Source organism: Micromonospora sp. NPDC005291 (genome assembly GCF_040607415.1).
Classification (GTDB): domain Bacteria; phylum Actinomycetota; class Actinomycetes; order Mycobacteriales; family Micromonosporaceae; genus Micromonospora.
Map to the genome: position 1 here is coordinate 156164 of NZ_JBEXGR010000008.1, position 16020 is coordinate 172183.

At 70.3% G+C, this 16020-nt stretch carries 10 protein-coding genes; 6 read left to right on the plus strand and 4 right to left on the minus strand.

Annotation, left to right across the window (positions count from 1 at the left end):
• Positions 1 to 202: 202 nt before the first annotated feature.
• From ABZT18_RS14290 to ABZT18_RS14300, 3 genes are all read right to left on the minus strand, one after another.
• Positions 203 to 1414: a TadA family conjugal transfer-associated ATPase gene (locus ABZT18_RS14290; RefSeq protein ID WP_354992662.1), complete on the minus strand. Its 1212-nt coding sequence runs from the start codon at positions 1412 to 1414 to the stop codon at positions 203 to 205.
• On the minus strand, positions 1411 to 2514 hold the full coding sequence (gene ssd, locus ABZT18_RS14295) for a septum site-determining protein Ssd (protein WP_354992663.1): 1104 nt from the start codon (positions 2512 to 2514) through the stop codon (positions 1411 to 1413). The genes ABZT18_RS14290 and ssd overlap by 4 nt, the downstream gene beginning before the upstream one ends.
• A gap of 222 nt (positions 2515 to 2736) precedes the next feature.
• Positions 2737 to 3870: a CU044_5270 family protein gene (locus tag ABZT18_RS14300; protein ID WP_354992664.1), complete on the minus strand. Its 1134-nt coding sequence runs from the start codon at positions 3868 to 3870 to the stop codon at positions 2737 to 2739.
• 467 nt (positions 3871 to 4337) lie between these two features.
• Between ABZT18_RS14300 and ABZT18_RS14305 the strand changes: the two genes are divergently transcribed.
• The gene (locus ABZT18_RS14305) at positions 4338 to 5141 is read left to right on the plus strand and encodes an HAD-IB family hydrolase (protein WP_354992665.1); all 804 of its coding nucleotides are present in this window, start codon (positions 4338 to 4340) and stop codon (positions 5139 to 5141) included.
• A gap of 153 nt (positions 5142 to 5294) precedes the next feature.
• Here the strand turns inward: ABZT18_RS14305 and ABZT18_RS14310 are convergent, their stop codons facing one another.
• Positions 5295 to 6041, minus strand: a complete 747-nt coding sequence (locus tag ABZT18_RS14310) for an oxidoreductase (protein WP_354992666.1) — start codon at positions 6039 to 6041, stop codon at positions 5295 to 5297.
• 577 nt (positions 6042 to 6618) lie between these two features.
• Between ABZT18_RS14310 and acs the strand changes: the two genes are divergently transcribed.
• From acs to ABZT18_RS14335, 5 genes are all read left to right on the plus strand, one after another.
• Positions 6619 to 8583 (plus strand): acetate--CoA ligase, encoded by a 1965-nt coding sequence (gene acs / locus ABZT18_RS14315; RefSeq protein ID WP_354992667.1) that lies wholly within the window; start codon positions 6619 to 6621, stop codon positions 8581 to 8583.
• A gap of 256 nt (positions 8584 to 8839) precedes the next feature.
• Complete coding sequence (locus ABZT18_RS14320) at positions 8840 to 11635, plus strand: immune inhibitor A domain-containing protein (protein WP_354992668.1); 2796 nt, start codon at positions 8840 to 8842, stop codon at positions 11633 to 11635.
• Positions 11636 to 11979: 344 nt separating this feature from the next.
• Positions 11980 to 14382: an immune inhibitor A domain-containing protein gene (locus ABZT18_RS14325; protein ID WP_354993108.1), complete on the plus strand. Its 2403-nt coding sequence runs from the start codon at positions 11980 to 11982 to the stop codon at positions 14380 to 14382.
• A gap of 138 nt (positions 14383 to 14520) precedes the next feature.
• Positions 14521 to 15003, plus strand: a complete 483-nt coding sequence (locus tag ABZT18_RS14330; RefSeq protein ID WP_355251500.1) for a hypothetical protein — start codon at positions 14521 to 14523, stop codon at positions 15001 to 15003.
• 83 nt (positions 15004 to 15086) lie between these two features.
• Entirely contained in the window at positions 15087 to 16019 is a 933-nt protein-coding gene (locus tag ABZT18_RS14335; protein ID WP_354992670.1) for an alpha/beta hydrolase, read from the plus strand.
• Position 16020 lies beyond the last annotated feature (1 nt).

The window sequence follows — 16020 nt, forward strand, 5'->3', positions numbered from 1 at the left end:
CCGCCGGCCCCGTCGACCGGCCCGTCGGGCGTGCGACCGAGTTCCCGGATCCACTCCATCAGAGCCTCGTCCGGATCAGCACCGCCGCTCCCACGTCCCGTGGTCAACACGCGACGTCGGCGGGCCCGGATACTGTGCACGGGCCACGCCACCAGGGCGGCGGCGACCAGGAGCAGCGCCGCCACCAGCACCGTCCCGCCGGTCATGCTGGGCCCGCCGATCCGGGCCACGGCTCGCTGAGAATCGGTGGCACCGCCACGCCACGCTCCCGCAACAGCGCCCCGAGTGCCCGGGCGGCCAGCCCGAGCCCGCTGCCGCGTACCCAGGCGGGCACCACGGTCACCAACCGTTCGGGCCCCTCGGGTAGCAGCAGACAGACCGACTCCAGCACGCGTCCCCGGTCGCCACGTCGCACCTGGAACAGCACCTGCAACGCGGCCGCCACCTGGGCGTGCAGCGCGGCTCGGGGTAGCCCACCCAACATGCCCAGCGCCTCCAGCCGGGCCGGCACGTCGGACGGCGAATTGGCGTGCAGCGTGCCAGCGCCCCCGTCGTGGCCGGTATTGAGCGCGGCCAGCAGGTCGACCACCTCACCGCCCCGGCACTCCCCGACCACCAGCCGGTCCGGGCGCATCCGCAACGCCTGCCGGACCAGGTCGGCGAGGTTGACCACGCCTGTCCCCTCCACATTGGCGGTACGCGCCTGGAGCCCCACCACGTGCGGGTGCCCCGGATGCAGCTCGGCGGCGTCCTCCACCAGCACGATCCGCTCGGTGGCCGGCACCATCCCCAGCAGCGTGTTGAGCAGGGTCGTCTTGCCCGACCCAGTGCCCCCAGTCACCAGGTACGCCAGCCGGGCCGCGACGACGGCGGCGAGCAGTGGTGCCACCGGTCGCGGCACCGTCCCCTGACGCACCAACTCATCAAGGGTGAACGGCCGGTGTCGGAAGGTCCGCAGGGACAGATAAGGGCCCTCGGTCGCCACCGGCGGCAGCACGGCGTGCAGCCGGGTGCCGTCGGGGAGCCGGGCGTCCGCGTACGGGGAGCCGTCGTCAAGCCGCCGCCCAGCGCTGGCAATGAGTCGCTGCGCCAACCGGCGGACGTCCTCCACCGAGCCCACCGGGACAGCGACCTGGTGCAGCCCCGACCCACGATCCACCCACACACGGGTCCCGTTGACGAGGACGTCAGTGACATCCGGGTCGGCGAGCAGCGGCGCCAGCGGCCCGGCCCCGACGAGGTCGTCGTGCACCCGGTCGGCGATCCGCAGCACAGCGGTGTCACCGAGCACCGCGGCGGTGGGTTCGGCCCGTACCGCGGCAACGATCGCCGCCGGTGTGACCGGCGTGGTGGCGGCGGCGATCCGCTGCCGCACCCGGGCGGCGAGGGTGTCGTCCTCCGGCCGGCCGGTCATGCCGCACCCGTCGCTGGCACACCGGTGAGGTCGGTGACGATTCGTTGGCAGAGAGCGGCCAGTGGACCCTTGCCCGCAGCGGCCGGCGCCTCGCCTCGTTCCAGCCCGCGGCAGAGCCCCGGCTCGGGGCGCAGCGTGCCGGCCAGGGGAAGCCCGACAGCCCGTGCCACCTCGGTCGCGCGCAGCCGCCCCGGGGCGGGCCCGCGCACCACCACCGAGAGCGAGGCGCAGTGCGGAGCGGCGGCGGCCACCACCCGCGCGGCAGCAGCGGTGGCCCGCAACTCGGCCGGGACGACGATGTACGCCTGGTCGGTCGCCTGCAACGCCACCACGGCCGCGTCATCCAACTGTCGGGGCAGGTCGACCACCACGAAGTCCCGCCCCCGCCGGGCGGCGTCGATGGTCGCCGCCATCGCCGCCGCCGGCAGCGCCAGCACCTCGCCGCGGTCCCAGGAGAGCACCACCAGATCACCTCGGCTGGGCAGGGCCTGCACCAGCGCCGGGGCGTCCACACGCCCGTCCGCACCGGTGAGCGACGGCCAGCGCAAACCTTCCAACTGCTCCCAGCCCAGCACGAGGTCGAGGCCACCACCGAGCGGGTCGGCGTCGACCAGCAGTGTGCGCAGCCTGGCGCGGGCGGCGGTGACGGCGAGACCACCGGCGAGCACACTCGCCCCTGCACCGCCCCGCCCACCGAGCACCGCGACGACCCTTGCGCCGACGCCGTCCGGACGGTCCGGGCCCTGCTCGGCGAACCGATCCACCAGCCAGGGCTCTGCGGCGGGCAGCATCGCGACGTGCTCGGCCCCGATCAGCTCGGCGATCTGCCAGCCGGGGTCGAGCTGGCCGGCCCGGCCAACCAGCACCAGCCTGGGCCGCTGCGGCAAACGGGCACGCAGACATGACTGCGCCTGATCGGCACCGAGCAGCACCAACGGCGCGGCGAGCCAACGGGTCCGGGCGGCCGCTGGGTCTCTGGCGAGCTCCACCTCGGTCCCGCCAGCGGCGGCGAGACGGAGCACATCGTCGAGCAGATCGTCGTCGCCGGTGACGACCAGCGGAAGCCGGCGGATCGGCGGAACGGAGGTACGGGGTGCCATCGCGGCCTCCAGCGGTCGGGCTCAGGTGTGCCGCCGACCCTGCTCCCAAACCGCCCCGCACAACGACCTCGACGGGTCGCCTGTGGACAACGCGGCGGCCTGTGGACAACGCCCGCCGAAACTGTTGATCTGCTACGCGCGCGGCCTGTACGGCCGCAGCTCCGCATCGAGAGGAAACGCGCAGCGGGGCCGCTCCCGAGGGAGCGGCCCCGCTGTCGTCGCTCAGCCGAGTCGGTCGGTCCAGGCGGTAGCGAGAATCATCTTGTACGAGCTGATCCGGACGGGCGCGAGCGTCAGCCGCTCGTGGGCGAGCAGTCCACCCGTCTTCGGGTCGAAGATCAGCAGAGACTGCGCGTCGTGCGGGCGGTCGTCGAAGGTGACCGCGACGCCCTTGCGGCCGGCACGGTCAGTCACCTGCCCCCGCCACCGGAAGCTGGGGACGTCGGCGAGGACCCGCAGGATCTCCGCGCGGGTCTGACGCGGCACGACGTACCGCCCGTACACCGTGCTGACCTCCTTGCTCACCGCGCCCGCGCCGAAGGCGGCCTTCAGCACTTCGCGTAGCTGCGACCGGTCAGCCGACGGAGGCGTGAGGGCCATGGGTGGCAGCGGGACGGTGGCGGGTGCGGAGGTGCCGGCGATCGTGGGGAGCTTCCCGAGATTCCGCTTCCAGTAGTCCTGGGATTCCTGGTCGGGGTACTGCGGTTCCAGTTGCGTCGTGACCTGGTTACCGGTTCCGTCGGCGGCCTGCCAGACCTTCGTCTCGTCGGCGAAGGCGACATGGTGACGACCGTCGGCGGAGGTCATCACCGGGTCGCCCCACAGCTTCGTGTGGTGGTACATGTAGCGCCCGCCGCGGTTGTCGTACTCCGCGTCGACGAGCGTGCCGGCCAGGGCCCGCAGCTGCGGGCCGGCCGCTGGCGCGTCCGAGTCGAACTGGTACGCGACCGGTACGAGCACCGATCCCGGTGCGGCACCGGGCACGTCCGAGGTGTCCGGGGTGGCTCCCTCGAACGGCTGGAGGACCGCTACGGCACCGGCCGCGACCGCCAGCGTCCCGGCCGCCAGCGCCACCCGATCCAGGTCGGCGTCGGTGATCGACTGCATGGCCGGAGCGGAGCGCCGGGACCTCCACTGGTTCGCCATCAGGCGACGGGCCACCCCGTACAGCCAGGGCAGACTGCGGTCCGGCACCTCGCCGCGACGACGCCAGGCGACGACGAAGACCTCCTGGGCGAGCTCTGCCGACGCGTCCTCGTCGGCGAGTCGACGCAGGCCGTACTTCACAATGTGCGCGTACTCGGCGGCGTAGAGGCTGGTGAACCAACCTTCGCCACGTTTCTCAGGTGGACCCACCCGAACCCCCATTGCCTCGGCGACTCTCACCCTGGCTTGTGTCGCGACGGGCCCGACGATTACCGCGCGACCGGGCGGGTGTCAGGCACGACCAGTCGACCGTGGGCTCTCACCAGCGGGACGGGGCGCGCTCCCAGGGAAAGGGACGACCCCCGTCGGGGGGAGACGGGGGTCGTCGAAGGTTCGGCTCCGGGGGGGTCGAGCCGAACCACTCAGCGGTCACGGGGGGTGCAACCGCTGAGGGTCTTGTCTGTTTTCGAAGATGTGAAAACTCGTCGTACGGGCAAGTCTGCCTGAGCCGGCCCGTCACGTCGAGTGGTGCCGGCTCTACTCACCGCGAAAATATCCTCGCGGAGTGTGAGCGTGATCACGCGGAGCGGAGATGGTGGCGCCAGCCCGCAGGTCTGAGGGGTGGTCTGACCCCGGGCACCCGCCGACGATAGACCATCCGGCTAGACTTTCGCGCCGTGGGCCGAAGTGCCGCTTTCTTCGATCTGGACAAGACCGTCATCGCCAAGTCGAGCGCCCTGGCGTTCGGTCGGCCGTTCTACCGGGACGGGCTGATCACCCGGCGTGACGTGGTCAAGTCGGCGTACGCGCAGCTGATGTTCCGGCTGGGCGGCACCGACGAGCAGACCATGGCCCGAACACGGGACTACCTGGCTGCGCTCTGCAAGGGCTGGCAGGTGGAGCAGGTCCGCCAGATCGTCGCGGAGACACTGCACGAGCTGATCAACCCCTACGTGTACGCCGAAGCTGCCGCCCTGATCGAGGAGCACCAGGCGGCTGGGCGGGACGTGGTGCTGGTCTCGGCATCCGGCGAGGAGATGGTCCGGCCGATTGGCGAGCTGCTGGGCGTGACCGACGTGATCGCCACCCGGATGACGGTGCAGGACGGCCGGTACAGCGGCGAGGTCGAGTTCTACGCGGCCGGCCCGAGCAAGGTCGAGGCGGTCACCGAGCTGGCTGCCGCCCGGGGTTACGACCTGGCCGACTCGTACGCCTATTCCGACTCGTACAGCGATCGTCCGCTCCTGGAGTGCGTCGGGCACCCGAGCGTGGTCAACCCGGACCGGCAGCTGCGCAAGCTGGCCTCGGAGAACGCGTGGCCGGTGTTGGAGTTCCGGCATCCGATCCCGCTGGGCCGCCGGCTGCGGGAGCGGCCCGCCGTCCCGGTCGCCGCGGCGGCCCTGGGGGTCGGCGTGGGCGTGGCCATCGGCATCGCCTGGTACGGCCGTTACCGTCGCACGCGCGCCGCCGCCACCGCCTAAACCCCACGCATACACGTCCCACCACTCCCAGGTCGATCATGGACTCGTGGTGGGCGCCTTCGCCCATCTCGCGCCTTTTGTGAGGCACCACAACACCATGATCGACGCCCCGATGGCGGGCAGGGTCGGGGTGTTCGGCGCGACCGGCCGCGCTCAGGCGGCGGCGAGGATCTCGTCACCGATGGCGGTGAGCTGGTCGGTGCCCACCTCCACGGCCGCCATGTAGTGCCGCAGCCAGGAGCGCAGCCCGTCCGGGGTGCCGGTGGCGAAGGCACCGGCCGAGCCGACGTACTCGGGCTCGCGCTCGCGGTGCCCGACGTCGACGGCGAGCAGGCCACGCGGGTCGAGGCCGCTGGCGAGCAGCACCAGCCGGGCGGCGCCTCGGGCCACCACGCCGGACGGCCCGGCGAACGGGCGCAGGTTCAGCAACTCCCCGTGTACGACGGCGGCGAGCACCAGCGGCGAGACCTTCGTGCCGCCGGCGACCAGCCCGGCCAACCCGTCCAGCCGGGTGGCGACGACCGGGTCTGCCACCGGGCGGCCCAGCTCGGCTTCCGGCACCATGTCCCGGGCAGCGAGTACGTGCAGCTTCGCGAGAGCCTGCCGGGGGGCCTTCGGCCAGAGCTCGCTCAGGCCGGGCAGCGCCCCGGCGACCCGTAGTGCCCCCTGGAGCACGGGGTCGGTGACGGTGCCAGCGCGGACCGCCTCGCGTTCGTGCGCCGCCCCCTCGAGGGCGGCGCTGGCTACCGCGGAGCGGAGACTGACCTCTGCCACGACCTGGCCACCGTTGCGGCGCAGCGCACGGTGCCCGAGCGCCTGGTCGAACCGCTCGCGGGCCCGCTCGACGGCGGTGGCGATGTCGGCGAGCGCGAGCAGGGGCGCGAGCGGGTCGGTGGTCACCCCGCCACGCTAGCGACCCGGCCCGGCCGTCCGGGCCGCACCCGCTCGCAACGCGACCGAAGCCACCCGCCCCTGCCCTGCACGACCGGCCGTGGCGTCCACGACGACCAGGCCGGACTCCCCACGCACCGCACGACCCGCGCCGCCCGGACGAGCACGCCACGCACGCCCCGCGGCACCCGGACGAGCACGCCACGCACGCCCGCCGCGCCCAATCGGGGCAAGGTCAACACGAGATCGCCGATGTCGCGGTATCCGCCTCGCCCGATACCGCGATGTCGCCGACCTCGTGTTGATCGAGCCGCGCCGGGGCGGGAGGCACGCCGCGCCGGGGCGGGAGGCACGCCGCGCCGGGGCGGGAGAAACGATCAGGGTCGGGGCGGGAGAAACGATCAGGGTCGGGGCGGGAGGGACGATCAGGGTCGGGCGTGCGGGCGGATACGGGCCGCGACGGCCGTCGGGCGCGCGGCGGGGGCCGCTTGGCGCGACGGAGTGGGCAGCCGTCGCCGGTCGAGAGCCCCACGACTACCCTCGTGCCCACGAGGCGCAGGTCACCCCGAGGACAAGGAGTCACGGCATGAGCGAGGCATTGGCCAATCTGCTGAACGAGACGCGCCAGTTCCCCCCGCCGGCCGAACTCGCCGCGCACGCAAACGTCACCATCGACGCGTACGCCGAGGCCGAGGCCGACCGGCTCGCCTTCTGGGCGAAGCAGGCCGAGCGTCTGGCCTGGTCGAAGAAGTGGGACCAGGTGCTCGACTGGTCGAACCCGCCGTTCGCGAAGTGGTTCGTGGGCGGGCAGCTCAACGTGGCGTACAACTGCCTGGACCGGCACGTCGAGGCGGGCCGAGGTGACAAGGTCGCCATCCACTGGGAGGGCGAGCCGGGCGACACCCGCACCATCACGTACGCCGACCTGCACGAGCTGACCTGCCGGGCGGCGAACGCGCTCACCGATCTGGGGGTGACCGCCGGTGACCGGGTGGCCATCTACATGCCGATGATTCCGGAGGCGGCGGTCGCCATGTTGGCGTGCGCCCGGGTCGGCGCCACGCACAGTGTGGTCTTCGGCGGCTTCTCCGCCGACTCGCTGAGCAACCGGATCCAGGACGCAAGCGCCAAGGTGGTGATCACCGCGGATGGTGGTTACCGGCGCGGCAAGCCGTCGGCGCTGAAGCCCACCGTGGACGAGGCGGTGGCGAGCTGCCCGTCGGTGGAGCACGTGCTGGTGGTCCGCCGCACCGGCGAAGAGGTGGCCTGGTCGGAGAAGGACCACTGGTGGCACGAGACGGTGGAGACGGCGTCGGCGGAGCACACCGCGCAGCCGTTCGACGCCGAGCACCCGCTGTTCATCCTCTACACGAGCGGCACCACGGCCCGACCGAAGGGCATCCTGCACACCACGGGCGGCTACCTCACCCAGACGTCGTACACGACGCACGCGGTCTTCGACCTGAAGCCGGAGACGGACGTCTACTGGTGCACCGCCGACATCGGCTGGGTCACCGGGCACTCCTACATCGTGTACGGCCCGCTCTCCAACGGCGCCACGCAGGTGATGTACGAGGGCACCCCGGACACTCCGCACAAGGGCCGGTTCTGGGAGATCATCGACCGGTACGGGGTGAGCATCCTCTACACCGCCCCCACCCTGATCCGGACGATGATGAAGTGGGGCGACGACATCCCGGCCGGCTTCGATCTGTCCTCGCTGCGCCTGCTGGGCAGCGTCGGTGAGCCGATCAACCCCGAGGCGTGGATCTGGTACAGGGAGCACATCGGCCGGGGCGAGCTGCCCGTCGTGGACACCTGGTGGCAGACGGAGACGGGTGCCATCATGATCTCCCCGTTGCCGGGGGTGACCGCAGCCAAGCCGGGTTCGGCGATGGCGCCGCTGCCGGGCATCGTGGCCGACGTGGTGGACGACCAGGGTCAGTCGGTGCCCAATGGCGGTGGCGGTTACCTGGTGCTGCGCGAACCGTGGCCGTCGATGCTGCGCACCATCTGGGGTGACGACAACCGGTTCCTGGAGACGTACTGGTCGCGGTTCGAGGGCATGTACTTCGCCGGGGACGGGGCGAAGAAGGACGACGACGGGCACATCTGGCTGCTCGGCCGGGTGGACGACGTGATGCTGGTGTCCGGGCACAACATCTCGACGACCGAGGTGGAGTCGGCGCTGGTGTCGCACCCGTCGGTGGCCGAGGCGGCGGTCGTCGGCGCTACCGACCCCACCACCGGTCAGGCGATCGTCGCGTTCGCCATTCCGCGTGGCAGCACGGACATCGTCGGCGAGGCCGGTGAGCAGCTCATCGCCGACCTGCGCAACCACGTGTCGAAGACGCTCGGCCCGATCGCCAAGCCGCGGCAGATCATGCTGGTGTCGGAGCTGCCGAAGACCCGCTCCGGCAAGATCATGCGCCGGCTGCTGCGGGACGTGGCGGAGAACCGGTCGTTGGGCGACGTGACCACGTTGCAGGACTCGTCGGTGATGGATCTGATCTCCTCCGGGATGAGCGGCACGAAGTCCGACGAGGACTGACGGTAGGCGTACACCAGCGGTGGGTGGCGGTCCGGACGGGCCGTCACCCACCGTTGTCTTGTGTGGAGGTACGCCGACAGCGCCCATCCGGACCGGGGGACATCGGTGAATCACAACGGCCGAACGCATAACGCATCGATCACGATCCCGCCGTACGGGATGTTTGTCATTTAGTTTCACGCTGGTCGGGCGGTCTCGATGCGCTTCAGCGCACCCCTGATCCGGCCGACGTCCTCTGCCCGAGAAACGGAGTGGCATGAACAAAAACTCCCCAACGAGGTCGCGCCGACGACTACTCGTCGCGCTGCCCGTCATCGCCCTCGCCGCCACGTCACTGACCGTGAGTGGCAGCGCGGCCGCCCAGTCGTCGTCCAGCACCCCCCGGGCGGTGATCGGGGCGGACGAGCACTACATCAACTACGCCGAGCCCGAGGTGCAGCCGGACACCACCGGCCGTGAGGTCAAGGGCAAGGGTGGCGTCTACACCCCTGCCGCGGAGTCCGCGCGCGCGTTCGACCAGAAGCACGCCCGGGGCAACCCGGTGACCGCGCGGCAGCTGGCCAAGGACGAGGCCAAGTCGATCAAGACGGGCCAGAACCCCCGTAAGTTCAAGAAGGCGCCGACCACGCAGACGGCGAAGCTGTTGACGCTGCTGGTCGAGTTCAACGACAAGGCCAACGACGACTTCACCGGCGTGATGGTCCCCAAGACGGTCTTCGAGGACCGGACCTGCGTGCCCGGCACCGTCCAGAACGGCCCGAAGCACAACAACATCCCGAACCCGGCGACCCTGCCCCACGAGGACAACAACTCGATGTGGGTGCCGAACTTCTCGCCGACGCACTACAACAAGATGCTCTACAGCAAGAAGGGCATCACCGAGCGGGTCCGCACCGACCTGCGGGGCCCCGACGGCAAGAAGGGTGTCGATCTCACCGGTCGCACCATGCACAACATGTACCTGGAGATGTCCAAGAACGCGTACACGGTGGACGGGCAGGCCAGCCCGTGGATCACCGTGCCGCACTCGGAGGGCTGGTACGCCGCCAACCGCTGCTTCCAGGACGAGACCGGCGCCTGGGTCCCCGGCCGTGAGCAGTCGATGAACGGCCACCCGGACAACCCGGCCGGCGCGGGCCGACTGGCGACCGACGCCATCGACGCGCTCGTCGCGAAGGACCCAACCTTCCCCTGGGCCGACTACGACATCGAGGACCAGGCCGACCGGGACGGTGACGGCAACGTCTTCGAGCCGGACGGTGTGATCGACCACCTCGTGCTGGTGCACGCCGGTCAGGGCAAGTCGCGCGGCGGTGGCGCCGAGGGTGTGTACGCCGTCTGGGCGCACTCCTCCACGGTCACCGGTGGCTACACCATCCCGGGCACCAACATCAAGGCCTCGAACTACATCGTGCAGCCGGAGGACGCCGGTGTCGGCGTCTTCGCCCACGAGTTCGGCCACGACCTGGGCCTGCCGGACCTCTACGACACGTCCGGCAACGCCGACTCCGACGTGGACTTCTGGGACCTGATGGCCTCGGGCTCGCACTCGGGTGAGATCTTCCAGGCGCTGCCGACGCACATGGGCATCTGGGACAAGTGGGTGCTCGGCTGGGCCGACCCGCTGACCATTCGCCCCGGGTCGAACCCCCGCGAGGTGAAGCTCGGCCAGACGTCGCGGACCCCGATCGACTCCGAGGACGGCATCAAGGTCGACCTGCCGGACAAGGTGACCACGCTGGCCACGCCGCACAGCGGCACGAAGATGTGGCACAGCAACAACGACCAGGAGTGGGCAGACGTCAAGCTGAGCCGCTCGGTCGACGTGCCGGCGGCCGCGGACTCGAAGTTCTGGATGTGGAACAACTACATCATCGAGCAGGACTGGGACTACGGCTTCGTCGAGCTCTCGACCGACGGCGGCACGTCCTGGACCGAGCAGAAGGTGTACAACGAGGCCGGCACCGTGGTCACCACGCCGGACGGTTACCCGGACCCGAACGGCCGGATGAACGACTTCGGCGGCAAGAAGTACGGCCTGACCGGCAGCACCAACGGCTGGCGGCACGACTACGTCGACCTGTCGGCGTACGCCGGCACGACCGTGCAGCTGCGGTTGCGCCAGGCCACCGACGAGGCGTTCGAGGAGCGCAACTGGTTCGCCGACGACTTCTCGGTCACCGGCGGCGGCGCCACCACGTGGAGTGACGACGTCGAGGGCGGCGCCAACGGCTGGACGGCTACCGGCGGCACCTTCGTGGACACCACCGGCGGGGGCTGGAAGGTCTCCAGCGGCACCGAGGTCCACGCCCAGTTCTACCTGGCGGAGTGGCGCAACTTCGACGGCTTCGACGAGGGCCTGAAGTACGCCTACGACACCATCTACTCGCACGACGCGTGGAAGGTCGACCGGATCTCCTACAACGCACCGGGCATGCTGGTCTGGTACCGGGACAGCGCTCTCGGGGACGTCAACCACGTCACCGGGCAGATGACCGCGCTGCCCAGCTACGGTGCGAAGGGCGGGTTGCTCATCGTCGACTCGCACTTCGACCCGTACCGCCGCACGGGCACGGCGGCCGAGAAGGACCCGTCGGTGACGGACAACCTGCCCAGCCGTCCGCAGTCGTCGAACGCGGCCTTCACGTTGCAGCGCACGTACCCCTTCACCGAGTGCCTGGAGGCGGCGGACGAGCCGTACAGCGCGTACTGCACCAGGTTCAAGGGGCAGCCGCCGGTGAAGGCGTTCACTGACGCCAAGGGCTGGTACCCGGGCATCGAGATGCGCGACGGTGCTGCGTACGCCCGGGACAACGACGCGTCGGTGGTCCTGCCGTCGCGCAACAACGCGCCGTACACCACCCGGGTCACCCACCCGGACGGCAGCCCGGCTCCGGAGTTCTACGGCGTGACCCTGGGCGGCGGCGCGATCGTGCTGGGCACCGGCAACCCCGGCGACCAGGGCGTGAACTACGGCGTCTCGCTCACCATCAAGAAGGCCGCGCGGGACAACTCGTCCGCCACGATCTTCGTCACCCCGGCGAAGAAGTGACAGTTCTGCTGAGCGGTATCTGACAACAGCGGTGTCGGTGGGGCCGGTGGCGGAGACGCCACCGGCCCCACTGTCGTATGTGCGATCACGTCGATCGAAAAGTGTCGTTGTATACGCCCGCGTCGGGTCCTCGCTGGTCAACGTGGCTGATGAAGCGCGGGTGTGTGACGGTGAAAAGCATTCCCAACAAAATCTTGCAACAAATCGACGCGTGCGTCTTCCCACCCGTCCCAGCAGTGTCTATGTTCACCATTGGTCCCACTAGTGGGATCGATCTCCCACCGGCCCGTACCCCCGTTGGGCCGGTTCCCTCACACCGGAGGTACCACGTGCGCAAAGTCGCAGTGGGTCTGCTCGGGCTCTCACTGACGGCGACAGGCCTGGCTTTCGGCCCGTCCGCCTCGGCGGCGCCTGCGCCCAAACTGCCGGCAGCAGCACCGACTGCTGCCGAACCGCAGGCGCTGAAGGACGAACTCCCCGACAAGCTCGAGGACAAGCGCCGCGCGATGCTTCAGCAGGGTCTCAGCGACGTGCTGAGCGGTCGCAGCAAGCCGATCGAGCGCAACGGAAGCACGGTTGTCAAGGTCGGCGAGACGAGCGGGACGGGCGTCAACGCCCGCTCCGCCGCTGGCGCGAAGAAGACCAAGGACCAGTACGTCGAGCTCAAGCGTGAGCGGACCGACAAGATCTTCGTGATCCTGGCCGAGTTCGGTGACGAGCGGCACCCGTCCTACCCGGACAAGGACATGAACCCGGGCATCGCCGGTCCGGCGACGTTCGAGGGGCCGCTGCACAACAAGATCCCGGAGCCCAACCGGGCCGTGGACAACTCCACCATCTGGCAGCCGGACTTCAGCCCGGAGCACTTCCGCCAGGTCTACTTCGGCACCAACCCGGGCGACGAGTCGCTCAAGCAGTACTACGAGGCACAGTCCTCGGGTCGCTACACCGTCGAGGGTGAGGTGACCGACTGGGTGAAGGTCCGGTACAACGAGGCCCGCTACGGTCGCTCCGACGACCCGAAGGCCGACGACGACCCGACCGGCGACCCCGCCGTCTGCGGCGACAACGTCTGCTCGAACACCTGGGCTCTGATCCGCGACGCCGCGAACCAGTGGGTCGTCGACCAGAAGGCCAAGGGCCGGACGGACGCGCAGATCGCCACGGAGATGAAGTCCTTCGACCAGTGGGACCGGTTCGACTTCGACGGTGACGGCGACTTCAACGAGTCGGACGGCTACATCGACCACTTCCAGATCGTCCACTCCGGCGGCGACCAGGCCGACGGTGACCCGCAGCAGGGTGAGGACGCCATCTGGAGCCACCGTTGGTCGGCCTTCAACAGCTCGCCCGTCGGCCCGCCGAACTTCCCGATCGGCGGCACCCAGATCGGCAACACCGGCGTCTGGATCCGCGACTACACGATCCAGCCGGAAAACGGCGGCCGCAGCGTCTTCTACCACGAGTACGGCCACGACCTGGGCCTGCCGGACGACTACGGACCGGCGGACAACAACAACGAGCACTGGACCCTGATGGCCCAGAGCCGGCTCGGTGCCAAGAACGACGTGGGCATCGGCGACCGTGGCGGCGACCTCGGCGCGTGGAACAAGCTCCAGCTCGGCTGGCTCGACTACGAGGTGATCGTGGCCGGGGACAAGCGCACGCTGAAGCTCGGCCCGCAGGAGTACAACTCGAAGGAAGCACAGGCCGCCGTGGTCGTGCTGCCCCAGAAGGAATACACGTTCAACTACGGCGCACCATTCGAAGGCGCGAAGCAGTACTTCTCCGGTAACGACGACGACCTCAACCAGACCATGACGAGGACGTTCGACCTCACCGGCAAGTCGGCTGCCTCGATGTCCCTCAAGGGCAAGTACGCCATCGAGGAGGGATACGACTACCTCTACTTCGAGGCGTCCACCGATGGTGGGCAGACCTGGAGTGACCTGGACGGCACCGTCAACGGCCAGCCGATCGGCGTCGACGGCGCCAACCGACCGGCCCTCGACGGCAGCAGCAACGGCGCGTGGGCGGACATCAACATCCCGCTCACCTCGATCGCCGGCAAGGTCGCTCAGGTTCGCCTGCACTACGTCACCGACGGTGGCGTCTCCGAGGGCGGTTTCTTCGGCGACGCGATCACCGTGACGGCTGACGGCCAGACGGTGCTCAGTGACGGCGCCGAGACGGACGCCGGGTGGGCGCTCAAGGGCTGGGAGGCCGTCGGCGCGACGTACACCCGCCTGTTCGACAACTTCTACATCGCCGGCAACCGGTCGTACGTCTCGTACGACAAGTACCTGAAGACCGGCCCGTACTTCTTCGGCTACGCGAACACCCGCCCGGACTGGGTGGACCACTACGCGTACCAGGAGGGCCTGCTCATCTCGTACTGGAACACCCGCTGGACCGACAACAACACGGTCGCCCACCCGGGTGAGGGTCGCAACCTGTACATCGACGCGCACCCGCGCCCGATCTACAACCTGACCGGCGCTCCGTGGCGCGCCCGCGTCCAGGTGTACGACGCACCGTTCAGCCTCAAGAAGGCCGACTCGTTCACCCTGCACCTCAACAGCCAGCCGCAGTACATCCGTGGCCAGGCTGCCGAGCCGCTGTTCGACGACACCAAGAAGTACTTCTACGCGGAGCTGCCGAACCACGGCGTCACGCTCCCCGCAGCCGGTGTCAAGATCAAGGTTCTGGAGCAGGACGGCACCGCGATGAAGATCCGTATCTCCTAGTTTCTTCAGCAGTAGACGGCAGCGGCGCCCGGGATTCCCCGGGCGCCGTTGCCGTTTCCGAGGCTCGCTGCCGGCCGCCCCAGTACTGAGCACCGCGGTCCGCCGGAACCAGGGCGTCACGACCAGCGTCGAAGAGGCGTGCCCACAGCCCCCCGTGCCCTGCTCCTGCTCATCCCGCTGCTGACGATGGTCGCGTGCGCCAGCACCGGGGACGGCGGTACGCCACCCCAGGACCGACCCACCCCGTCCACCATCGCGCCCACGCCGAGCGTGACCCCGACGCCATCGCCGGAGCCGAGCAGCCCGCCAGCACCGGCCGCCACCGCGTCGCGAGCCCGGCCGCCGTTGTCCGCCACCGAGCCGCCGACGATGCGCCCACCCGTCGTCAAGCCGAGCCCACCCAGCGACCTGCGGCAGACCGACCTGGTCAGTGGCACCGTCACCCGGGGCGGAACCGGCCCCTGCTACGGGCTCGTCGCCGAGGACGGCACCGAGTACGCGCTGCACGGTCCGGACGCCGGCGAGCTGCGGGCCGGGAGCTTCGTCACGCTGCGGATCACCATCGCGCGAGCTCGCATCAACTGCGGGCCGGGCCTCCCGATGAGCATCGTGTCGCAGTGAGCCGTCGTACCGTGTCGGGCTGAGCAGCGGCCACGCCGGACGGCCCGGACCGCATCCTGTGCCAGGGGCCCTAGGCTGGGCGCATGACCGACCAGCGCGGCGGAGCCGTCGACGAGTCCCGCGTCCTCACCGAGGGGCCGTGGACGCACCGCTTCGTCGGCGCCAACGGCACCCGGTTCCACGTGGTCGAGGCCGGCACCGGCCCGATGGTGCTCTTCCTGCACGGCTTCCCGGAGCACTGGTGGGCATGGCACCAGATGCTGCCGGCGGTCGCCGACGCCGGCTTCCGGGCGGTCGCCGTCGACCTGCGCGGTTACGGCGCCAGCGACAAACCACCCCGGGGGTACGACGGCTACACCCTCGCCGCCGACATCGCCGGGCTGATCCGGGCGCTCGGTGAGCGGTCGACGACGATCGTCGGCAGTGGCGTCGGCGGCATGGTGGGCTGGACGGTGGCCTCGTTCCACCCGTCCCTGGTCCGCCGGCTCGTGGTGCTGGGGGCGCCGCACCCGCTGCGGCTGCGCGCCGGCATCTTCGCCGACCCGCGCGGGCAGTTCGCCGCCTCCACCCCGGCGCTGAAGTTCCAGCTACCCCGCTACGAGCACGTGCTGACCCGGGACGGCGCGGCGGCCGTCGCGGAGATCCTGCACCGCTGGGGCGGGCCACGCTGGGTGGCCGGGCCGGACTTCGAGGCGTACGCCGAGCGGTGCCGGGAGGCCATGTGCATCCCCCAGGCCGCGTTCTGCGCGCTGGAGGGGTACCGCTGGGCGTTCCGCTCGCTGCTGCGGCTCCAGGGCTACCGGTTCGTCCGCCAGATGCAGAAGCCGCTGTCCACGCCGACCCTGCAACTGCACGGCGCTCTGGACGTCGCCTCCCTGCCGCGGACCGCCCTGGGCTCCGGCCGCTACGTCGTCGCCCCGTACGAGTGGCGGCTGCTCGACGGGGTGGGGCACTTTCCGCACCTGGAGGCACCGGAGCTGGTGCTCGGCGAAATCCTGCGCTGGGCCAAGACCTGAT

Excerpts from the sequence above, each read along its gene's own strand:
- ssd (WP_354992663.1), bottom strand. The coding sequence starts at position 2,514 with ATGGCACCCCGTACCTCCGTTCCGCCGATCCGCCGGCTTCCGCTGGTC.
- acs (WP_354992667.1), top strand. The coding sequence starts at position 6,619 with ATGAGCGAGGCATTGGCCAATCTGCTGAACGAGACGCGCCAGTTCCCC.
- ABZT18_RS14290 (WP_354992662.1), bottom strand. The coding sequence starts at position 1,414 with ATGACCGGCCGGCCGGAGGACGACACCCTCGCCGCCCGGGTGCGGCAG.
- ABZT18_RS14335 (WP_354992670.1), top strand. The coding sequence starts at position 15,087 with ATGACCGACCAGCGCGGCGGAGCCGTCGACGAGTCCCGCGTCCTCACC.
- ABZT18_RS14320 (WP_354992668.1), top strand. The coding sequence starts at position 8,840 with ATGAACAAAAACTCCCCAACGAGGTCGCGCCGACGACTACTCGTCGCG.